The 23,254-nt window shown below is 37.0% G+C and carries 17 protein-coding genes and 1 tRNA gene; 5 read left to right on the top strand and 13 right to left on the bottom strand.

Annotated elements, in window-relative coordinates; all coding sequences use genetic code 11:
- Nucleotides 1–619 precede the first annotated feature (619 nt).
- From EL17_RS08365 to EL17_RS08350, 4 genes are all read right to left on the bottom strand, one after another.
- A complete protein-coding gene (locus tag EL17_RS08365) occupies nt 620–1,891 on the bottom strand; it encodes an adenylosuccinate synthase (protein WP_035072554.1) in 1,272 nt (423 codons plus the stop codon).
- A 246-nt stretch (nt 1,892–2,137) separates the two neighbouring features.
- The gene (locus EL17_RS08360; RefSeq protein WP_035072552.1) at nt 2,138–2,485 is read right to left on the bottom strand and encodes an STAS domain-containing protein; all 348 of its coding nucleotides are present in this window, start codon (nt 2,483–2,485) and stop codon (nt 2,138–2,140) included.
- On the bottom strand, nt 2,475–2,948 hold the full coding sequence (locus EL17_RS08355; RefSeq protein WP_035072551.1) for a Fur family transcriptional regulator: 474 nt from the start codon (nt 2,946–2,948) through the stop codon (nt 2,475–2,477). The genes EL17_RS08360 and EL17_RS08355 overlap by 11 nt, the downstream gene beginning before the upstream one ends.
- A 68-nt stretch (nt 2,949–3,016) precedes the next feature.
- Complete coding sequence (locus EL17_RS08350) at nt 3,017–5,242, bottom strand: RelA/SpoT family protein (protein ID WP_035072550.1); 2,226 nt, start codon at nt 5,240–5,242, stop codon at nt 3,017–3,019.
- Nucleotides 5,243–5,455: 213 nt separating this feature from the next.
- On the opposite strand from EL17_RS08350, the gene EL17_RS08345 reads away from it, so the two are divergent.
- The 4 genes from EL17_RS08345 (at nt 5,456) to clpX (ending at nt 8,944) form a co-directional block, all read left to right on the top strand.
- Nucleotides 5,456–5,537, top strand: a tRNA-Leu gene (locus tag EL17_RS08345).
- Nucleotides 5,538–5,626: 89 nt separating this feature from the next.
- Nucleotides 5,627–6,952 (top strand): trigger factor, encoded by a 1,326-nt coding sequence (tig, locus tag EL17_RS08340; protein WP_035072549.1) that lies wholly within the window; start codon nt 5,627–5,629, stop codon nt 6,950–6,952.
- A gap of 79 nt (nt 6,953–7,031) precedes the next feature.
- Complete coding sequence (locus tag EL17_RS08335) at nt 7,032–7,718, top strand: ClpP family protease (protein WP_035072548.1); 687 nt, start codon at nt 7,032–7,034, stop codon at nt 7,716–7,718.
- Nucleotides 7,718–8,944: an ATP-dependent Clp protease ATP-binding subunit ClpX gene (clpX, locus tag EL17_RS08330; RefSeq protein WP_035072547.1), complete on the top strand. Its 1,227-nt coding sequence runs from the start codon at nt 7,718–7,720 to the stop codon at nt 8,942–8,944. Before EL17_RS08335 ends, clpX begins: the two co-directional genes overlap by 1 nt.
- Nucleotides 8,945–9,073: 129 nt before the next feature.
- On the opposite strand, the gene lpxB is transcribed toward clpX, so the two are convergent.
- The 5 genes from lpxB to EL17_RS08305 form a co-directional block, all read right to left on the bottom strand.
- Complete coding sequence (lpxB, locus tag EL17_RS08325) at nt 9,074–10,180, bottom strand: lipid-A-disaccharide synthase (RefSeq protein ID WP_035072545.1); 1,107 nt, start codon at nt 10,178–10,180, stop codon at nt 9,074–9,076.
- 119 nt (nt 10,181–10,299) lie between these two features.
- Nucleotides 10,300–10,719, bottom strand: a complete 420-nt coding sequence (locus EL17_RS08320) for a 6-pyruvoyl trahydropterin synthase family protein (protein WP_035072544.1) — start codon at nt 10,717–10,719, stop codon at nt 10,300–10,302.
- Between the two features lie 88 nt (nt 10,720–10,807).
- Complete coding sequence (locus EL17_RS08315; RefSeq protein WP_035072542.1) at nt 10,808–11,170, bottom strand: hypothetical protein; 363 nt, start codon at nt 11,168–11,170, stop codon at nt 10,808–10,810.
- A gap of 2 nt (nt 11,171–11,172) precedes the next feature.
- Nucleotides 11,173–13,599, bottom strand: coding sequence for a penicillin acylase family protein (locus tag EL17_RS08310; protein ID WP_035072532.1), 2,427 nt, complete (start codon nt 13,597–13,599; stop codon nt 11,173–11,175).
- Between the two features lie 191 nt (nt 13,600–13,790).
- Nucleotides 13,791–14,360, bottom strand: coding sequence for a DUF2911 domain-containing protein (locus EL17_RS08305; protein WP_035072530.1), 570 nt, complete (start codon nt 14,358–14,360; stop codon nt 13,791–13,793).
- 357 nt (nt 14,361–14,717) lie between these two features.
- Between EL17_RS08305 and EL17_RS08300 the strand changes: the two genes are divergently transcribed.
- Entirely contained in the window at nt 14,718–16,499 is a 1,782-nt protein-coding gene (locus EL17_RS08300) for a glycoside hydrolase family 15 protein (RefSeq protein WP_035072528.1), read from the top strand.
- A gap of 38 nt (nt 16,500–16,537) precedes the next feature.
- Here EL17_RS08300 and EL17_RS08295 read toward each other — a convergent pair whose 3' ends face one another.
- The 4 genes from EL17_RS08295 to EL17_RS08280 all read right to left on the bottom strand — a co-directional run bounded on the left by EL17_RS08295 (nt 16,538) and on the right by EL17_RS08280 (nt 23,244).
- Nucleotides 16,538–18,712 (bottom strand): bifunctional alpha,alpha-trehalose-phosphate synthase (UDP-forming)/trehalose-phosphatase, encoded by a 2,175-nt coding sequence (locus EL17_RS08295; protein ID WP_035072527.1) that lies wholly within the window; start codon nt 18,710–18,712, stop codon nt 16,538–16,540.
- A 391-nt stretch (nt 18,713–19,103) separates the two neighbouring features.
- A complete protein-coding gene (locus EL17_RS08290; protein WP_164675009.1) occupies nt 19,104–19,796 on the bottom strand; it encodes a hypothetical protein in 693 nt (230 codons plus the stop codon).
- A gap of 632 nt (nt 19,797–20,428) precedes the next feature.
- Entirely contained in the window at nt 20,429–20,683 is a 255-nt protein-coding gene (locus tag EL17_RS08285) for a hypothetical protein (protein WP_035072523.1), read from the bottom strand.
- Nucleotides 20,684–21,861: 1,178 nt separating this feature from the next.
- On the bottom strand, nt 21,862–23,244 hold the full coding sequence (locus tag EL17_RS08280) for a RagB/SusD family nutrient uptake outer membrane protein (RefSeq protein ID WP_051719882.1): 1,383 nt from the start codon (nt 23,242–23,244) through the stop codon (nt 21,862–21,864).
- Nucleotides 23,245–23,254 lie beyond the last annotated feature (10 nt).

The following is a 23,254-nucleotide window of genomic DNA, read 5'->3' as shown; positions in this document are numbered from 1 at the left end:
ATCTTCTTGCAAACATTTCGGCAAAAAAAATTTAAATATTTTTAGACCGTATTTGGAGTATTTCAACTTTTTTACCTACCGGACTTTTCCGGCTTGATATGCTTTTCCTGATTGGGATTGCAAAGGTAGAAAACATTATTTTATTCTGCAAACTATATTTTGAATAAAATAAAAATTCTTTTTTCAATCTATTTTCAGCTCTTTCCTTTAATAAATATTAAAGTCTCACTTCTTTTCCCCTCTTTTGGGAATGCAAAGGTGCAGAACATTTATCGAAAAGACAACAGTATTGTTTAGATTTATCTGAAGGTTTACTTAAAACATCTGACCATCAATACAAAAAGTTACAATCATAATTGACAGTTTCCAATCCCAGCTCAAAAAAGCTTAAATTAACCTGCTTATGAGAAAACCTTTTTTATTATCAAACCTAACCTAAGGGTGATTTTATACTACAATGAAACAATAAAAACTTAAACACATTCTTTCCATTCTACTAACAAAAGAAGTATGAGAAAAATGAAGATAGAACAAATAAAGCCCCCATTTTCCTAAAAAGGGGGCTTTATTTGTTCTATTCTGGCATCACTTATATTAAGGGCATAAACCTTCCTAACGACTACCGTATTATAGTCTGCTCCCGATCTGGACCTATGGATACCATTTTTATGGCCACTTGCAGTTCCCCTTCCAAAAGCTCAACATAATCTTTCAACTCTTGAGGAAATTCTGCATAGCTGGTGACATGCGCTAAAGAAGTATTCCATCCTTTAACAGTTTTATATATAGGTTTTACATCCTGCTCATTAAATTCATACGTAAGCCTATCTACTCTAGTCCCATCTTGTAATTCATAATGGGTACATATTTTTATCTCATCAAAAATATTAAGTACGTCTCCTTTCATCATGAATAGCTGTGTGACCCCATTGATCATTATAGAATATCTCAATGCCGGTAAATCTATCCAGCCACATCTTCTAGGTCTGCCGGTCGTAGAACCAAATTCATTACCCTCCTTTCTCATCCTCTCACCATCATTGTCAAACAGCTCGGTAGGAAAAGGGCCACTTCCAACTCTGGTACAATATGCTTTGAAAATACCCAAAACCTCACCAATGACCGATGGAGCAACTCCCAATCCAGTACATGCTCCAGCCGTCATGGTACTGCTACTGGTCACAAAAGGATAACTCCCAAAATCAATATCTAGTAAAGATCCCTGAGCACCTTCCGCCAATACTTTTTGGCCTTGCTGGATCTGTTCATTTATTTCATATTCGCTATCTATAAGATTTAGGGTTTTGAAAAATTCGATAGATTCAAAAAAGACTGCCTCTAAAGAAGGAAGATCCTTCATTTCAAAATCATAAAAAGCCAAAATAGACTTATGCTTTTCTACCAGAGAATCATATTTTTTCCTGAAATCTGGACTCAATATATCCCCTACCCTTAAAGCTGTCCTACCGATTTTATCCTGGTACGTTGGTCCTATACCTTTTAGGGTGGACCCGATTTTATTGACTCCCCTGGAAGTCTCATAAGCAGCATCCAGTAATTTATGGGTAGGTATGATTATCGTAGCTTTTTTGGAGATAAAAAGGTTCTTTTGATAATTGAGATTGAATTTCTTCAGGCCATCTATTTCTTTTCTCAACACTACAGGATCCAGTACTACCCCGTTACCTATGATGTTATTGATATTTTCTCTAAATATCCCACTTGGAATCTGGTGCAGTACATGTTTGATGCCGTCAAACTCCAATGTATGGCCTGCATTGGGACCTCCCTGAAATCTGGCTACTACATTATATTTGGGCGCGAGATAATCTACTACCTTGCCTTTTCCTTCGTCTCCCCATTGTAGGCCTAAAAGAACGTCCATTTTCATATTGATATTTTAAAATTTCTTTGATTTACGTATTTTCTTTTGAAGCGTGAAGTTTGCGATAACCTGAAAATATTACAAGTAAAAGTGGTTATTTATTCTAAAGAGAGTCTAAAAAACAAATTGAAACTATGCACCACTATCAAGCTTCCAACCAAAAAACGGCAAAAAGAAAGGGGAAAACCTGATTTTCCCCTCATATCGTATGATTATACCAACACGAAAATTAATAATATTATATAAAGTCCTTTAACCTGATATTTTTTCTTTAGCTTCTGAAATAGATTCGTAGACTGTGAAGATATTGTTTAATTTGGTGATGATTAATAGCTTTTTAACATGCTCAGATGGTGAACAAAGATAAACTTCCCCCCCTACATTTCTCATTTTGGTCAGCATTGTTATTAATACTCCTATTCCGCTCGAGCTGATATAACGAACATCTTTTAAATCGATGATACAGATTATCATCTTCTCATTTATAGCATCAGACACTACTTCTACCAACCGGGGACCTATATCGTCTCCTATGAGATCACCTTTAATCTGCAATATTAAAATATTGTTCTCTTTAAGAACATCATAACTAACTTTCATAGACTGTCCTGTTTTCGCATATTTCTTTTGTACAACTTCCATAAAAAATAAGCGAATGATGTATAATTTTAAAATCCAGAATTTCTCCTACAGTATTTTGAATATTGCCGATACGGGGATCACAAAATTCCATAACTTTATGGCATTCTGTACATATAAGGTGATCATGCTGCTTATACCCATATGACTTTTCATATTGAGCGAGATTTTTACCGAACTGGTGTTTGGTAACCAGATCACATTCCACCAAAAGGTCAAGGGTATTATAAACAGTGGCTCTACTGACCCGATAGTTTTTGTTTTTCATGGAAATATAAAGTGATTCGACATCAAAATGTCCCACCCGTCCATATATCTCCTCCAAAATAGCATACCGTTCAGGGGTTTTCCGAAGCTTTTTGTTTTCCAGATAAGCAGTAAATATTTTCTTTACCTCTTCAAATAGAGTTTCATTCAAAGCCATTATGTCTATAGGTTATTTCTATACAAATATACATTAGTATTTAACAAAAAATTCCATTGTGGAAGAACTCAGTCAAATCTCATCACTTTAATAATGCCATCAACCTTGGTCAAATTGGTAATAAGGTCATCCAGATGCTGGGTGCTGTGCACATAAAGTTTGATACTTCCTTCGAATATACCACTGTCTGAATCCACAGTTATTGACCTCATGTTCACTTTCAGCTCGTTTGATATAACTTTGGTCACATCATTTATCAGTCCCACCCTATCTGTACCGATTATTTTCAGACCAGCCAGAAATGCAATTTTCTGCTGGCTCGTCCATCTGGCTTTAATGACCCTATTGCCATGATTGGATAGCAGTTCTAATGCATTTGGACAGGAGGTACGGTGGATTTTAATCCCTTCATTTACGGTAACAAACCCAAAGACATCATCCCCGGGGATGGGATTACAGCATTTTGCTATGATATAATCTATTTGATCCATATCATCACCTATCAAAAGCTGATCATGCTCAGGTCCTTTCAGGTTTCTGATTTCTTTGACGAAACTCGATTCATCTGTAACATTTTCTAAAGGTGAAACTTTCGCTTTCTGGCTCTTTGCCTGTTTAAATTCTTTAAAAGTTTTAATAGTCGTAGGATCTATAATCCCCTTCCCTACTTTATAATAAAATTCACTTGCGGTCTTGGTTTCAAAAAATGCCCTTAACTGTTCTATGGCCACCGAATTGAAATCCATTTTCATCTGCTTTAATTTACGCTGGACGATTTCTTTGCCGTCCAAGATAGTGGATTTTTTTTCGTCCCTTAAAGCATCTTTGATCTTAGCCTTGGCCCTAGAAGTGACCACCGATTTGAGCCAGTCTTCAGAAGGTTTTTGTTTGTTGGAGGTCAATATTTCAACCTGGTCCCCATTTTTTAAAGTATGGCTGATGGGTACCAGACGCTGATTTACTTTGGCACCAATACATTTGGCTCCTACTTCAGTATGGATTTCAAAAGCAAAATCCAGTGCAGTGGCCCCGAATGGAAGAACTTTAAGATCTCCTTTTGGAGTAAAGACGAAAACTTCATCATGAAAAAGATTTCCCCTAAAATCATCCATAAACTCTATGGCGGTACCGTCATTATTTTCCATTAATGTACGGACCTGGGTGATCCATTCATCCAACCCTTTACCTCCCTTAGAAGCGGCTACATCTATTTCTTTATATTTCCAGTGTGCAGCATATCCCCTTTCGGCTATATCATCCATTCGTAGAGTCCTGATCTGAACTTCTACCCACTGGCCGGTTTGGCTCATTACGGTGGAGTGTAAAGATTCGTAACCATTGGCACGGGGCGTACTAATCCAATCTCTTAACCTGTCTGGATTGGGACGGTAAAAATCTGTTACAATAGAGTAGACCTGCCAACAATCTGCTTTTTCATTTTCTAAGGGGGTGTCTATTATTATCCTTACAGCAAAAAGATCATATACTTCCTCAAAGGGTATATTTTGCTTTTTCATTTTATTGTATATACTGTAAACAGATTTTGGCCTGCCTTTGATGGTATATTTGTAGTTCAGTACATTAAGTTCTGATTCAATAGGGGCGATAAAGTTTTTGATGAATTTGTTCCTGGAAACACGGGTTTCACTGATTTTATGGACAATAAAATCGTAAGTTTCAGTATCTGTATATTTGAGGTAAAGATCCTCCAGTTCTGATTTGATGGCATAAAGCCCCAGTCTGTGAGCCAGCGGTGCATATAGATACATGGTCTCCGATGCTATTTTCAGCTGCTTATGCCGGGGCATACTTTCCAGTGTCCTCATATTATTAAGCCTGTCAGCCAACTTTATCAGGATCACCCTTACATCATCGGAAAGTGTAAGTAACATTTTCCTAAAATTCTCAGCCTGCTGCGAACTGCCATATTCGAACACCCCTGAAATCTTGGTCAGACCATCGATAATCTGCATCACCTTAGGGCCAAATTCCCTTTCAATGTCTTCTAGCTCCCAATCAGTATCTTCTACTACATCATGAAGCAGTGCAGCTACGATACTAGTGGTACCGAGGCCAATTTCCTCTACACACACCAAAGCTACTTCCAAGGGATGGTAAATATAAGGCTCACCAGTTTTACGCCTCATTTCTTTATGGGCTTCACTCGATATGTTAAATGCCTTTTTAATCAGTTTGGCATCGCCTGATTTTAAGACAGGTTTCGCCATTCTTAATAACTTCCTATATCGCTTTAATATTTCTTTCCTTTCAAGCTCGAGATCTACATTAATCATATAATCGAAGTTATAACAAATCCTTTTTTAAAATAATCTATTTAACACTAATTTCATGCCTTTTTAACAACATATTCATTTTCAATGAAATAGTAATACTACTTCAAACGATCATCAATACCATGAAAAAAAATAACACTTTTTCACCGATTTTTTTTAGCAAAGCCTTGCAGATACAAATTCCTTTATTACCTTTGCATCCACATTACAGAAGCGGATGTGGCGAAATTGGTAGACGCACTAGACTTAGGATCTAGCGCCGTGAGGCATGGGGGTTCGAGTCCCTCTATCCGCACTTAAAATAAGACCCTCGATCACGGTCCCGACTAAAATTGGGATCGAGGTTGGGGTTTTTTTGTTCTTTAAACTTTAATCAATATTACCTTGGAAATTAAATTAGACAAGCATTCTGCTAATGAAGCTTCTATTAAAATTAACTTAAATGAAGCAGATTATCAACCTAAAGTTGATTCGAAACTTAAAGAGCATGCCAAGAAAGCAAACATAAAAGGCTTTAGGCCAGGAAAAGCGCCAGTTTCTATGGTGAAAAACCTATATGGGACTTCAGTATTGGTAGACGAAATCAATAACATTTTATCTTCTTCACTTAATGATTTTATCAAAAAGCAAGAATTTAGGATTTTGGGTGAACCACTTCCTGTGGTAGAGGATGCTGATGCCATAGATTGGAAAAACCAAAAGGATTTTGAATTCGAATACCGTATAGGTTTTGTGGAAGAGGTAGATATAACATTAGATAACAGCATTGAAGCTACAGCATATACTTTAGAAGTAGATGAAAAGGTGGTAGAAGATGCCATTACTAATATCCGAACTCAGTATGGCAAAATGACCAATCCGGAAATCAGTGAAGAAAATGATTTCCTTTACGGAGACTTCAAAGCTGCTGATGGTTCATTTACCAAAACCCTTTCCCTACCCCTATCTAAAATAGATGGGAGATCCATCAAAAAATTCATTGGAGTAAAAAAAGGAGATTCCATAGATCTGGATCCTTCTAAAGCTATAAAAGGCAGCTTGTCTGAACTTTTGGATATCAGCGAAGAAGAAGCGGCCAATCTTACCGGCGCTTTTGTATTTGAAGTACAGAATATCAACAGAACAGAACTGGCAGAATTCAACGAAGATTTCTTTGAAAAAGTATTTGGTCCTGAAAATGTAAAGACCGAAGAAGAATTTAAAACCAAAGTAACGGAAATCCTTTCAGAAAATTACAATAAAGAAACGAAGGTCTATACAGAAGAGCAAATCAAAGATCTCTTAGTAGCCAAAGCTAAAGTCGATCTGCCGGAAACTTTCTTAAAAGAATGGCTTTCTAAAGCTAACGATAAAGTTTCACAACAGGATATCGATAAGGAATTTCCTCTATACGCCAAACAACTTACCTGGTCACTGGTCTCTAATAAAATAGCAAAAGACAACGACATAAAAGCGGAACATGAAGATGTGGTAGAAAAAACCCAGGAAATGGTCAGAGAACAACTTGCGTCGTCAGGACTTGGAGCCCAAATGGAAGACCAGATGGATATGTTTGTTAATAACTATCTGGAAGGAAATGAAGGGCAGAACTATATGCAAATGCTTACTGCTGTTCAAAATGATAAAGTACTGGCTTTAGTCAAGGAAAAAATCACTATACAAGAAGAGAAAATTAGCATGGATAAGTTTAAAGAACTTTTAGCAAACTAATTTTAAGAATTAAACGTTAATAAAAAGTCCTTTCTAAGGGCTTTTTTTATTTTTGTACAATACTAAAAAACTTCAACTGATGATCAACAAAGATTTTACAACAGAAGAATTCAGAAAATATGCTATACATAATCAAGGTGTAAGCGGTACGGCATTTGACCAATATACTACCCACATCGAAAACATGACCCGGTCAGTAATAGAGGAAAGGCCTCAAAACTTCAGGGAAATAGATGTTTTCTCCAGACTGATCATGGACCGTATTATATTTTTGGGTACCCAGGTAGATGATCATATTGCCAATATTATCACTGCCCAACTCTTATTTCTAGAATCTGTTGATTCTAAAAAAGATGTGTTACTATATGTAAACAGTCCGGGAGGATCGGTGACGGCAGGGCTTGGTATCTATGACACCATGCAATATATAGGTCCAGATGTAGCTACTATATGTACAGGAATAGCCGCTTCTATGGGAGCAGTACTGCTTGCAGGTGGAGCAAAAGATAAAAGATCAGCACTTCCTCACACTAGAGTAATGATACACCAGCCATCGGGAGGGATGCAGGGACAATCCAGGGATATGGAAATATCTTTAAAACTAATCCTATCCATGAGGCAGGAACTTTATGAAATCCTGGCCCAACATAGTGGCAGGACATATGAAGAAATAGAAAGAGATTCTGATAGAGATTACTGGATGAAAGCCCACGAAGCCAAAGAATATGGCTTAATCGATGAAGTACTCGTTAAAAAACAAAAATAATGGCTCAAGTAACATGTTCCTTCTGCGGGAGAAATAAGAAAGATGTAGATCTGATGGTATCGGGTATTTCAGCACACATCTGTAATCACTGTATCGATCAGGCCTTTCAGATTCTTGGTGAAGAAGAGAAAACTAAAAAGCAGGATAGCAAACCTAAATTTAAGCTTAAAAAACCTAAGGAGCTCACTAAATATCTCGATCAATATGTAATTGGTCAAAGTGAAGCTAAAAAGGTATTAACTGTAGCGGTATACAATCATTACAAAAGGCTAGGACAGAAATCTAATGATGAAGGAATCCATATAGAAAAATCCAACATCATTATGGTGGGCGATACCGGAACAGGTAAAACATATTTAGCTAAAACTTTAGCCAAAATTTTAGAAGTCCCTTTCTGTATAGCCGATGCTACTGTTCTTACTGAAGCAGGTTATGTAGGTGAAGATGTGGAAAGTATCCTTACCAGATTACTACAGGCTGCTGATTACAATGTAGAAGCAGCTGAAAGAGGTATTGTATATATAGACGAGATAGATAAAATAGCCAGAAAATCAGACAACCCATCCATTACCAGAGACGTAAGCGGTGAAGGTGTTCAGCAGGCTCTACTTAAACTATTGGAAGGGACATCGGTAAATGTTCCGCCTCAGGGAGGAAGAAAGCACCCTGATCAAAAAATGATTTCTGTAAATACAGAAAACATTCTGTTTATATGCGGAGGTGCATTTGACGGTATCGCAAGACATATAGGCAGCAGGTTGAATACCCAACAAATGGGATTTGTCAAATCTAAGGAATTTGAGCAGCACATAGATAGGAATAACCTGCTACAATATGTGATCGCTACTGACCTTAAATCATTTGGTCTCATACCTGAACTTATCGGTAGGCTTCCGGTGCTAACCCACCTGGATCCATTAGATAAAGATACGCTTAAGAGTATCCTAACAGAGCCTAAAAATGCCCTAACCAAGCAGTATCAAAAACTGATGGAGATGGAGGGAGTTTCATTATTATTTGAAGATAGTGCAATCGACTACATAGTAGAGAAAGCCGTGGAATTCAACTTGGGTGCCAGAGGCCTTAGATCTATATGTGAAGCCATCATTACTGATGCGATGTACGAACTTCCGTCCAATAACACTGTCAAAGAACTCATCATAGATGAAGAATATGCCAGAATGCAGTTTGATAAATCAAAATTTAAAAAGCTTCAAGTAGCGTAGGAGTTTTTGAAACTAGAACCAAGGATAAATATAAAATAAGCCTCAAGAGATATTCCTGAGGCTTATTTTATATTATATAGTATACTTTTGCTTATTATGAACAATAAGGCAAATGTTAAACCTTTTATTTCATTTTTTCATACCAATAGCAATAAGCCTAGCTGTTTCTTCAGAAGCCATTTTTTCCCCTATCTTTTCTTTAATTTCAGTATATCCATCGAAAATTTCAGCCTTCCTTAATGTTGATGTTAAGATAGTATTTAATTCCAAACTGACTTTTTCCACGCTCATGTCATCTTGTATCAGTTCTTTGACCACTTCTTTACCTGCTATCAAATTAACCAAAGATATAAATGTAACTTTTATAAGCTTCCTAGCTATGGCATAACTCATCCAGCTGGTTTTATAAACTACCACCTGAGGTACCCTAAAAAGAGCTGTTTCTAAAGTAGCAGTACCCGAAGTCACCACTGCAGCAGTAGCATGATGTAACAGATCATAGGTCTGATCAAACACGATCTTCACCCCCAGATCTAAGGCTGGCTGATAAAGTTTGGCTTCAAGATTAGCTACACCCGCTATGACAAACTGGGCATTGGGAAACTGGGGAATCACTCCTACCATAGTGCTGAGCATGTTTCTTACTTCCTGTTTTCTGCTGCCTGGAAGTAGCGCAATAATAGGCTGATAGTTCAGTGCGTTTTTCTGATGAAAAAAATCATGGTGCTTGAATTTAGCTATTTCATCCAGCAAAGGGTTACCTACATAATGGATGTCCATTCCAAATCCAGCAAAAAAAGCCTTTTCAAACGGCAATATGGAATAAATATGATCTACTGTTTCTTTTAATTTATACGCTCTTTTTTGATTCCAAGCCCACACTTTTGGTGGGATAAAATAGTGGACGGTAATCCCATTGGCTTTGGCAAACTTGGCGATCTTCATGTTAAAGCCACCATAATCCACCAATATCAGCGCATCTGGGTGATATGCTAAAAGGTCTTTTTTGATCAATGAAAGGTATTTAAGAACTTTCCTAAATCCCAGAACAACTTCTAAAAACCCCATTAAAGCTACCTTATCATAATGTGCAGCGATAGAAAGTCCCTCCTTAATAGCGTAATCACCACCCATTCCCCTAAAACTGGCTTTTGGATCCAATTTCTTTATTTCATGGATAAGATTCCCAGCATGCAAATCCCCAGATCTCTCACCGGCTATAATGTAGTACTTCATTAAGTTAAATGGTTCTATTCAGTAATATATAAAAATTGGCAAAATGATAATGGTTTTAAAATCATAGATGTCAAATTACATCTCACCCTTTATTATTACTCATATTCAAATATTTATACCTATTCACCATAATACTCTACATAATTCCTAGGTGTTTCATATAGGGTTAGTTTGTATAGGCCACCGTGGGGGGTGATTTCATCTACGACAGGGTGTAGGATGCGCCAAAACTCAATAACTAGGTTTTCGCAACTAGCCATTTTACCTTCCATGAAATCAACGTCTACGTTGAGATTTTTATGATCCACTTTATCTATTACATGCTTACGGATCACATTACTGAGCTGTTTAAGATCTATCACAAATCCAGTTTCCGGATCCGGCTTCCCTTTTACTGTAACGATCAACTCAAAATTATGACCATGCCAGTTTACATTAGCACATGGGCCAAATACCTCCTTGTTCTTGTCATCACTCCACTTCGGGTTCCAAAGCTTATGAGCAGCATTAAAATGCTCCTTCCTACAAACGTGTATCATACTTCCTAATTTCCAAGGTGCAAATCTAAGGAAAAAGTATGGATTGTCCCCTTATTAAATCAAGTAGTTCATTTTATAGCGATCATCATTAGTATGGCAAATTGTTATCAGTAAAAATTTTCCGAAAGCTGTTACCTGTCCATGCGCTTACCCCACCTATTAAAAAGCCTATTGTACTGGTCAAAACCATTAATATAACAGGATCCTGAAATCCCATAATTGCGCTTATCCGCATGGGAAGTGCTGAACCTGTCCGTATGGATATCCATAAAGGTACAGCAAACCATATTAAAGCCATTCCAAGTCCTGCTCCCAAAAAGGCAGTCATTCTGTTTCCGCCAACTAGGGCAGCGGCCAGGCCTATTATGATCATTAAACCCCAGTAGGGGATTAATGGTCCCAGTAAAAGTGCAGTGATAGAAGAAATTACACAAAGTATGAAAAACTTCATATTTAATTTGATTTAAATGTAGTACTGAATAAAAGATCACCTTTCTGATTTTGGTCCCGTAGATCAACATTGAGGTAGTCTCCTATCGCCCACCGATCAATAAAATTATCATAATATTTACTTCCTGGATTTCCGGACTGTCCTCCAGGGTAGATACCATATGCGTTGATCTTTTCTCCCAATTCAACTACCATTCTCCAGCTGGCACCATGTCTTTCACTTGTAGCATTTATCATTCCTCTTCCTCCTCCTGTTTCAATTTTTTCAAAACTAAAGGACTTGAAATTTGGGATCAGATGTTGGATAGAGGTTTGTTTATAATCAGACCAGGTGTCTCCTGCTTCTTCACTTATCCAAGCTGTATAATCGCTAACCGTTTTTTGAAAACTCTCTCTAACCAAAAGCCCTGCATTTTCCACTCGATCAGTAGAAGGATCATTAAAAGCTTCATGATTTGGATTTTGCTGCATTAAGACTGTCGTCTGGTATTTATTTGGCAATACTGTAGGGCGATTATTGATTTTCCATTTGTTCCACGCCATATGTTCAAAGTTTTTCCACCAAATTTCAAATATCGGTGGTGCTTTTTGGTCTGGATGTGTAAAATAATCCCAAGTCTGGAGTAGATGAATGATCTCCTCTACTCCCTGAATATTGACATCGGCGGAATCATCCAATACATATTGAAGCATAACGGGTAATGCTTCGGCAGCATGAAGGTGATAATTATCAAACTGAAGATTTTTCATGTCCTCTATAGTGATTTTAGACATCTGTTCCAGTTGCCTGTTTATACGTCTGTTTCGGTAATGTTCAAAGCTGTTGTCAAATACATAATAAGGGTACGAATTGTCTACAGAATGTTGATTTGCAGAACTGACAAATCCACGGTTGGGATTGAGTGTACTAGGATTGTGTGCAGATGGAATGAATTCTTGCCACTCATATACAGGATCACTTCCATCCATGATATATTTTCCCTGTTGATCCCATTTGAGAGGAAACCTTCCCTGTACTTTCATGGCGATATCCCCCGTAGTACTGGCAAATACAAAGTTTTGGGCCGGAGAAGTAAAATGGTCTAAAGCATCCAGATAATCTTGATGATTTTTTGCAGAGTTTAACTTTATAAATGTAAGCTGTTCATTGGATCCCATGTGGGCAGTCCATTTCAAGGCGAAATTAGTTAGCTGATTATCGCTCCTGAAATTTTTATCATATACCACAGGTCCATAATGGGTATAAATGACTGAATCTATAAAGGAAGATTGTCCTTTAACTTTTATTTCCTCGAGCTTTAAACTACTGTTGATCCATTGATCATTATATAAATATTCCGTTCTGTCCTCACCTCTAAACGAAATGCTGTACCAGTCGCGTACATCACGTGTAGCATTAGTTACCCCCCAGGCTATATGTTCATTGAATCCGCTGATTATTCCTAATGATCCTGGTAATGTGGCTCCTTTGACAGTATAGGTGGGCGTAGAAAGCTGCATAATATACCAAAGTGAGGGCAGGTTAAGGCTAAGGTGGGGATCATTGGCCAAGAGTGCATTTCCTGACTCCGTTTTACTTCCAGCTACCGCCCAGTTATTAGACCCGATACCCGGCTCATGATCCGGTAGAGGTTCTATCAGAATAGCTTCATTGGGATAGTTCAGGTTTTGTGGTCGCTCTACCTGAAGTGGTGTAAAATCCCATTTCCTGTCGTTTTCGATTACAGGATCTACGTTTTCGGGTAAATCAGGAAAAAGATCGGCCATCCACTCCTCCCCGATGAGAGACCTCATATTGGTATACTCAATATCCTTATCCCCTACTAGCATATCTGCCATATACTTTAATAGGAGTACCGTCTTGTAAGCAGTCCATGGTTCTGGTCTATAATTCAAAAGTTTATATTCAACGGGGAGATCGGCATAGTTGAGTGAATTTATATATTGGTTTATCCCATCCGAATAAGCTTCAATCCATTTAAGTGAAACCGTATCATTTAAATGCAATTCATGGAGTCCCGCTTCAGCACCGTATCCCAGCCCTTTTCTTCTCTGCATTCTATCAAAATCAATAGCTCTTGAACCCACTATTTCAGAAACCCTTCCTGCTGCTGCCATAGTTTGGAACTCCATTTGCCATAGCCTGTGCTGGGCGGTGACATATCCCTGGGCCCTATAAAGATCTGCTTCATTCTGGGCAAAAATGTGGGGAATTAAATGCTTATCATATTGTACAGTGATGTCCGAAGTTATATTTCGCATCCTTATCTCGTCTTGATAAACTTCATCCTCGCTATATGCATTTTGCCAAATCCCATGGAAAGGGTCTAATAATAGCCCTAATGGAGGAGTTTGTCCAAAATTTATGGAAAGTGCGATCGCTAATCCAAGGGTCGAAGCCAGGGAAATCAAAAAAACTACATATTTCATCAGGAACGTTTTTTCGTATTTAAAATATCCGAAAGTTAAAATACTCTTAACTATTATTCCATTCTATTTTCATATTATTTGAAAAATATCAATAAGCACATTTTAGCGAATAAGATTGTGATATTATAACCCTTTCCAGATATACCCATACTAAACAAAAAGAGAAAGGTATAAACCTCTCTCTTTTCATATTAATTTATTTTAATGGGAAGCTCAATTTGCTCCCACCTGATTATAATCCCCGGATCTTCTACTGTTACGACCAGCTGTTCCTGATGTTCCTGTCCTTTTATAGGATTAACTTCTACTCTCAATACATCATTTTCTTCCTTATACTGGAAATGACCATGCTCAAGATCCCAGTCTGAATTAAATATTATAGTCCAGGGTCCCTTCTGTCTGGGTATGGTAAAAATAGAATACCTGCCGGCCCTTAATGGTTTTCCTTCCACATTTACGTCTTCAGAAAATTCAATATTTGTTGCTTCATTGGCACCAGTCCGCCAAACTTCATCATAGGGTACCATATCTCCCCAAATAATACGATTCTTTACAGATGGGGCTCCATATTGAACTTTTACTTCGTTTTGATTTATAGTACCTTGGATGTTCCGAAGTGGACTTACCCTTTCCTCCCGGGAGTCGGAAACCATTGCTGTCTCGGTAGTGGTATCTTCTTCCTGAGCAGGCCGCTCGCAGCTAGAGAGAAACATAGAGCCTGAGATAACCCATGCGAAAAATAAAATTTCTAATTTTTTCATATTTTTTTAAGTTATAATTAAACAAGTAGATTGAAAGGTGTCTTCATTCCGGTAGTTCGGAATACACCTATATCCACCCATCCAAATATAGTAATTACTATCATGAAAATGCTTTGTATCAACCCAAATTAATAATTACAATATTATTAGCATATGTACCTGCATATGGGTCAGCTCTTATTCACATACGTCTATCCGTACTTTGAATAGATATTTGACTTATTATTAAATTTAAACCAACTATTCTGGTTTAAATAGGTTAAATAATACTCAAAAGGATTTTAGGCTTATTTTTTGTAAAAAACAATTAAAATAGGTACCTAATATTTATCATTAAAAATATTTATCCTCTACAACATGGAAACACATACTTACAGCAGTGGTCTGATTGGCAATTGTGCATACCTCGCTCACATCGAAAAGAACACAAATGTAAGTTGGCTCTGCATGCCGCGATTTGATAGTGATTTCATATTCGGAGGAATGCTTGACAAGGAAAAAGGGGGAGAGTTTAGTATACTACCAGAAACAAAGCATATACATTGCCAGCAAAAATATCTGGAAAACACAAATATATTAGAAACCACTATTTCTTATGAAGAGAACGCATATAAAGTAACTGATTTTGCCCCAAGATTTCATAATCATGGCCGCTATTTTAAACCATTAATGCTCATCAGAAAAGTAGAAGCAGTAAAAGGCACTCCCCAAATAAAAATTACATGCCGCCCTATGAGCAATCATGGCAAACGACAACTTTCTCCAAGTGTAGCAAGTAATCACATACGCTATATGGGTGAAGATCAAGAAATAAGGCTGACCACTAATGCTTCTTTAACTTATGTTTTGGATGAGAAACCATTTGTTCTTCATCAACCTATATATTTGATATTTACATATGGAAAGCCTTTGGAAGCTCCAATAGAAACTACTGCAGAAAATTTTCAGCAGGCCACTACTGCCTATTGGAGAGACTGGATTAAATCTACCAGTATCACCAGCTTCCATCAATCTTTTGTCCTACGTTCCGCATTAGTACTTAAAATACACCAGTATGAAGATACCGGTGCTATCATTGCCGCCTCTACTACCAGTTTACCGGAATCACCCAACTCTACACGAAACTGGGACTATAGGTACTGCTGGATTAGGGATAGTTACTATACACTAAATGCTTTTAATAATATTGGGCACTTTGAAGAACTTGAAAAATATTTCGAATACATTCAAAATTTACCAACTAACGGCAACGGACGCTACCAGCCTTTATATTCCATAACTGGGGAATCTGAACTTACAGAAGTGGTCCATGATCTACAGGGATATAAAGGTAACCAACCCGTGAGATTCGGAAATCAAGCATATACACATATCCAAAATGACCTATATGGGCAGGTACTGGTTAGTTTGCTCCCTTTGTATTCAGATAAGCGATTTGTAGAATCAGAAAAAAGCCACTCCAAACCGATGATCGAAAGGTTACTTTCCAGTATAGAAGAAACTATGGACGAACCTGATGCAGGGTTGTGGGAATTTAGAAATTTAAAACAAGAGCATTGTTATACTTTTCTTTTCCACTGGGCAGGATCCTGCGCAGCCATTAAAATAGCAGAAACCTTAAAAGATTCTGACCTTAAAGATAAAGCCATCATGCTTAGGGATAGGTCTAAAGGAAAAATTGAATCCTGCTATGTTCCAGAACTCAAAGCATATGCCCAAGCGGTAGGTGTTAAACATATGGATGCCAGCACACTTAAACTCATCACTATGGGTTATTTTGGTAATGACATAGAACGCGCCAATAATCACCTTATACAGTTGGAAAAAGAGCTTTTAGCACAGGATTTTTTGTTCTATAGATATAAGCATGAAGATGATTTTGGAGAACCAGATACCACCTTTTTAATTTGTGCCTTCTGGTATATAGAAGCTTTAGCATGTGTCAATAGACTTGAAGAAGCGGAAGAAGGATTTGAAAAGTTAATACAATATTGTAACCATCTCAAACTGTTTTCAGAAGATGTAGATCAGGATTCAAAAAGCCAGTGGGGCAATTTCCCCCAGGCCTATAGCCATGTAGGCCTTATGAATGCAGCATTCCGAATAGGGAGAAAGCTGGATAAACCAAATTTCTTATAATGGAAAAGGCCGTCCATTAAAATGGGCGGCCTTTTCTATTAAATTAATTTTTGAAGAAGTAACCTTACGTTTTTGGGAGATTTAATATTATAATTGGCTTTCGTATAGTTATATCCCACCCTGATGGTATAAGCATTATCGGGCATAGCTTTGAATGTATCCTCATCGGTCCAATCATCACCTATAGCCAGGATAAAATCATACTTTTGACCTTTCATTAATGAAGTAGCTGCCCTTCCTTTATTTATGTCGGGACGCTTTATTTCCAGCACCATGTTTCCTTCCAAAACTTGTAAATTGTGACCTCTTGCCATATATTTAACATGGCTGAATAATTCTCGCATACGAAGATCCCCTAATCCACTTTCCACCTTACGGTAATGCCAAACAAGGGAATGGTGTTTTTCTTCGATAAATGCTCCGGGTGTACGCTGCACATAGTAATCCATAACCTGACGTATATCCTCTTTCCATGAATTATCTACCTCAGTAAAAGCAGTCCACTCATTTTTACCTTTGCTTTTCTCCATTACCCAAACACCATGTTCGGCGATGATATCCACCTGAACACCCTCAAACCATTCTTCTAAAGTTTTCCTGTCTCTTCCGCTAATGAGTACCACCCTAGATTTTTTAGCTAGTCCTGCCAATAAAGTCAAAAGATGCTCATCTGGAAAGGCATCTTCCGGTTTATTTTTAAATTCACTAAGAGTCCCATCATAATCTAAAAAGAGAACGGGCTTTTTGGCCTTTTGAAAATAAGATTCCATTTCAGCAATGGTTTCTTCGTCCATTTCTTTAGATTGAAATTCCGCTTGTTTTTCTTTTACGATTTTCAAACGGTCCATAAATACCTTTACCCATTGAAAAATATCATACCGTTTAATGGTTTCTTGCATCGCTGTCATTCGTGCACTCTGAATTTCCTCATCCATATTCAGGGCTTCATATATGGCTGTAGTGACTGCATCCAGATCATTGGGATTGACGAGAACTGCATCCTGTAGTTCTTTGCTCGCCCCTGCCATTTCTGATAAAATCAGAACTCCCATTTTATCTGTCTTGCTGGCTACAAACTCTTTACATACCAGGTTCATCCCATCCCTTAGGGGTGTGACCAGGGCTATATCTGACATATGATAGAAAGCGCTCAATTCAGCAAAGGGAAAAGCACGATAGAAATAATGGACAGGCACCCAGTTCAAGGTGGAATATGCACTGTTTATCCTACCTACAAGGGTATCTATTTCTTCTTTAAGTTCTTTATATTTTTTGACCGTATCACGGGATGGTACCACGATCATGATCAAAGAAACCTTATTGTGATAATGGGGATAAGTCTTCAGCAATTCATCAAATGCCCTTAATCGCTGGGGGATCCCTTTTGAATAATCCAGTCGATCTATAGAAAGCAATAACTTTTGATCACCAAGAAGTTTTTTAAATTTGGTGACGTAATTTTGCGTTTTGGTGCTATTGGCGGCTGATTCGAACTTTTCGTAATCTATACCCATTGGGAAGGCATCGACATTTATCAGTCTGCTGTCTGCCTGCATGTAACCGCTTTCGTTGGATAAGCCTAATATTCTTCCAGCAGAACTTAAGAAGTGGCGCATATCATCATAGGTATGAAAGCCTATTAAATCTGCCCCACACATACCCTCCAGGATAGCCTTACGCCAAGGGAGCATCCGGATAATTTCATAAGATGGAAAAGGTATATGTTGAAAAAAGGCAATTGTGGCATTGGGTAGTTTTTCTCTCAACATTTGCGGCAACAGAAGCAGCTGATAATCATGTACCCAGATGGTGTCATCAGGGTCTGCTTTTTTTAAGATTGCTTCACAAAACTTTACATTCACCCTCACATAAGCTTCCCAAAATCTTTTTTCATAGATAATGTGCTGTGTAAAATAATGAAATGCAGGCCAAAGAGTCTCATTACTAAAACCTTCATAAAAGTCTTCAATGTCAGCCTGAGTGAGGAAGACTGGAGACATCTTGTGTTCATGAAGTTCCAGATAAATTTCTGCGCGCACTTCCGGATCCTCCACATAATTGCCGGGCCATCCGATCCATATGTTATTAGCCTCTTTGAAAATAGATCCCAATCCGGTGGCAAGCCCACCGGCACTCGTTTTAAAATCAGGTTTACCGTCTTTATAATCCAGGCTGATAGGCAGCCTGTTAGAGACAATGATTGTTTTTCCCATGCTAACAAAATGTTATTTAAAAGTCTATATAAGAAAGAACCCTCAGCAGATAAAGTTGTTTGGGTTTATGCAGTATATGTCTAAGATAGGGGAAAATATATAAGGAATACAAAGCATTTTCTAATTATATTAATAGCTACACCTCAAATAAACGCAAAAAGTTATCATTTAATAAAGACTTACAATAAACCACTATTATATAATTTAGATACCGACTTCTTATTTATGAATATTAGTTAGGGCAACTATAAATTTATACCATAATCCGTTATATATATAGTATCTCTGATCATGTGAAATTCAATACATAGAAGATAAAATACAATTAAACATCTATTTCAACCCAAGCTTTTAAATATAAAAGAAGCTATATCTATAACAGGTTAAAAAATCATTTTCTATATAAACTATAAATCTGTATAACATCTGATGGTTTTGACCAGTCTAAACTATTTTCATTGATAAAAGACTTTACAGTCCTCCAATTATCACCTGCGAGCGATTTTAATCCAGAATTATTTTGTTTTATTTCTTCCAAGATCCCATTCTTTATTATGTAATAATAAATGACATCTTTATATTCATCTAAATTAGAAGTTGTGTTGTAAGCTCCTCCAATGGTAGCTTTTTGAAATTTTTTATATTTATGTGCAACAAACTCTTCTTCCTCGTCTTCGGCTAAAATTTGAACTATTTCATGTCGTCCTTTTATTGATTTGGGCTTATAGATATCTTTACTGTCATTTATTACTATTTTCTGAATATTTTTAAGCTCTGGAGAAACTATGTGGTTGTTAGATAATTTTACAAAAACTTCCCCTTTTTCAGGATAAAAGTTAATCATAACATTGTCATGATCCTTACCATTGTCTAAAAATATATGAGCTTTAACCATATCCTCGAATAGGAATGGAGTTCCTATAACCCCTTCACTTTGGGGCTGCAAGCCTATATAAATTCCATGATTATTCCTAAGATCCATTAATGTTTGCCTTCCATCCTTGTTTCCAATTATTGTTTGGGAAATGCTGGAGCATAATAATACAAAATATAGGTGAAAAGTTGATATCATATACTTATTCATAAGGATATTTATTTATGACTTATATAGATCTAATATTTCATGTACTATATAAATTTAAGAAAATCCATAAATAAGAAAAATAATAAATGCTATAAAAATCTAAGTACTGTCTTAAATAGTAAGTAATTTCTCTATCTTTTTCTAAATTTGTGATAGTGAAAAGCGGCGATTCGTTGCAGTTCATCTTCTGTAGTGCTGGTATATTAATTTTTTTGGTAGATCTTGCGGATCCAAGCGAAAAGAGAGGCATAAACTCATCCTTACCGGATTTAATATAATGTTCTAAATGATGATTTGGGTTATATTCCTGGTCTTTTTTCTATAAAGCCCATATCAAAGCCGACAATTTTCCTTGAACAGCTACATATACTTGCATTTTCGTTTTCCCTCTGGCAAATAGCCTTTCATACATTGCTATAAATGGACCTTCTTGATATCTGACCACTTCCAAAGCTGGGAGGTGCATTGCCCTACGGATATTGGCGTTGCCTTTTTGGACATTCTTGTCTTCACATTGTGTTTACCCGGATTGATTCTCCACTATGTCATATCCTGAATAGCTTACAAGTTGTCCCTGCTTTTCAAAGGTTTTAAAACCATTATTTACTGCTATAATTTTTAATCCAATCCCTTTAATTTTTGATTTTCTCTAATCTGGATGAGAGCTTTTCATATTCCTTAATCAGTTGTCCAATTGAACTATCTATCTTTCCTATGCCCTTTCCCAGTTCTCTTATCAATTTTTTAAGATTTATCTCAACTTCTTTCCACGGATAGGCACTGTGCTCAAGGGTATGTAACTGATTTATAAATACCGTCCGCTGGTTGTTAAAGTCCCCAATCTGACAGGTGATCCACCGTAATCGGTAAATATTTTTTTTTGACAAGGTCAGCCCCTGTTGTAAATTCAGTTAAAGGCCTATTTTTGCCAGTCCCCTTGCATCAATATTGCTATTTTTACTCTTGTTGCTGATTGCCTGGACGTATCACTTTGTCTTGGCAGGTAAAATGACTAAAAATGTTTATTCTCGATCATGTAGGTACCAGGCTAGCTTTTCGTAGTAAATGCCAGTGGCTTCCATTAAAACAAGTAATTCAACTAATTTTGCATTTTTGGATTCCAACCATTTAACGAATTACCCAGAATACTTGTACGCTGTAAGAAATTATGCGGGTCCTTAACCTTTACTTACCGCCTGATATCCATTGAAATAATCCAACATCTAAAGTATCCTTGGAAACGTCAATCCTATATTTTAAATTAATAACGATCTACTAACTTCCATATAACAGCTTGTTTTGGTCAATAAATTTTCTACCCATTTTTACCTTTACTCACAGCATAAACAAAGTATGCCTTTAGGTACTGTTCTGGCTTTGGATTGAAAGAAGGAAGGGATTTCTCAGCTGAGACATCTTTGTGTTTAGTTGGTTGTTTATTACCTTCGTTCAAATTCTTTATCATCCAAAATACTAATTACAGTCAATAGTTTTTAATATCTTTAAATATATTAGTAGGAAGATAAGATTATCCCCTTTCCGTGCTTTTGAACCATTTCAGATACCGTTAGGTACAGGACGTTTTTTTGAGTTTTGATTCTAACCTTTTAGTAATAGTCTTAATAAAATTCATAACTTGCCCGTCTAAATATATCTTTCGTTATAGTGGTTCTAAAAGTAAAGCTATTGACAATGTGCCAATACCCCTTACTTGTATTTTCCCACTCCTAAGCTTATGATTTCTTAATCCCATTTTTGACAAGATTTTCCAGTTTGGTCATTATCTACATGAAACTCTTCCCTTCAATTTATAGGTTAGCCTCATACCATTGGTTATGCCTGATGAGATTCGTGTTCCATAAAGCGGAATATTGTCGCCAACTTCCTTCAGATTACTCCTAACAAGGGGCCTTCTTGACCTCGGCTGGTGATATGTGATTATAAACCCTTTCAGTGGACTATCACCACGTAGTTAGTTCAATCACTTCCATCCAATGTAAACCATACAAAGACGGCTAGTTCAATGAACTAGCCGTTTAAATTTTCTAAATATAAATTGCTATAACTAATAACCAGGGTTTTGAGTTAAATTAGCATTTACTTCAGTAGCAGATTGTGGAATAGGCATCAATGTTCTATGCTCTGCAATATTTAGAACACTAGTAGCTCTACCAGTTCTTACCAGATCATGCCATCTATGACCTTCAAAAGCCAACTCCAACCTTCTTTCTGCTAAAATTAAATCAACAGCGGCATCAATAGTTGCAGGTGGGGTTACCACCAATGATTGGTTACCATATGCTCTTCTCCTTACAGCCTGTACATCTTCTGCTGCACCAATAAAATTAGAAACTCTAGCTCTAGCTTCAGCTCTAATCAAATAGATTTCAGCCAATCTAATTATATGAATACCATCTGTGCCTGTAGTATTATCTCTATACTTCCAGTTAACGAATATATTTGGAGCTTCTTCTCTTATTGATGAAACTCTTCTGAGATCGTTTGGCGAATAAGCATTCCATAAAGATGACGTTACGCCAAATTCAAATCTACCTCCGTTATTTCTACCATACCAAAATGTAACCGGATTTTGATTGTTAGCATCAAAGAACAATTCGAATATGGCTTCCTCAGTACCTTTAGTTGAAACCAGCGTTTCAAAAGGGACTAAGCTATAATTTGCATTGGTAATAACTTCAGTAGCAAAAGTTTCGGCCGATGCCCAATTTTGCGTGTAAAGATGCATCCGTGCCATAAGAGCCTGTGCACCAGCTTTAGTAGCTCTGTGCCTTGTATTGTTATTGGTGGCATAATTAAGAGGAAGATATTCTATAGCTTGATTCAAATCCTGTTGGATTTGTTGGTAAACTGCAGCTTGTGGTTCTCGAGATACAAAATATCTTTCGTCTATAGGTGCTGCAGTAGCTGTAGTGACAATAGGAATATCACCAAAATAACGAGTAAGATTAAAGTGATTTAATGCTCTAACAAACAAAGCCTCCCCTTTATATTGGTTCTTAAGTGCTTGATCCATTTCTATACCATCCACTTGAGCGATAACATTGTTCGCCCGGTTGATATTGTTATATGCCGATGACCAGATCGCACTAATCTCCCCATTAACCTGATCCCATTGTCCTAATGCTAAATCTCTCCATGTATTAAATGAACCCACATGAGACAAGTCATCACTTGCTATATCACCTACGACATTCATTCTAAAACCTAAGTTATTAGCTCCGTGAGCTACTCCTGAGAGGGTATGGTTAGCTAATCCACTATACATACCCAACACTGCCGCATTTGCACCAGCCTGATCAACAAATACAGCATTTGATGACAAAGCAGCTACAGGCTCTAATTCTAATAGTTCTTCAGAACAACTGGAAAACAACATTCCTGTTATAGTTAAGACCGTAAGAATTCTATTTCTATTATATTTATTCATATTAATTTTT

Origin of the sequence: Anditalea andensis (genome assembly GCF_000714815.1) — a bacterium.
Lineage (GTDB): Bacteria > Bacteroidota > Bacteroidia > Cytophagales > Cyclobacteriaceae > Anditalea > Anditalea andensis.
This window is presented reverse-complemented; position numbering and strand designations above follow the sequence as displayed.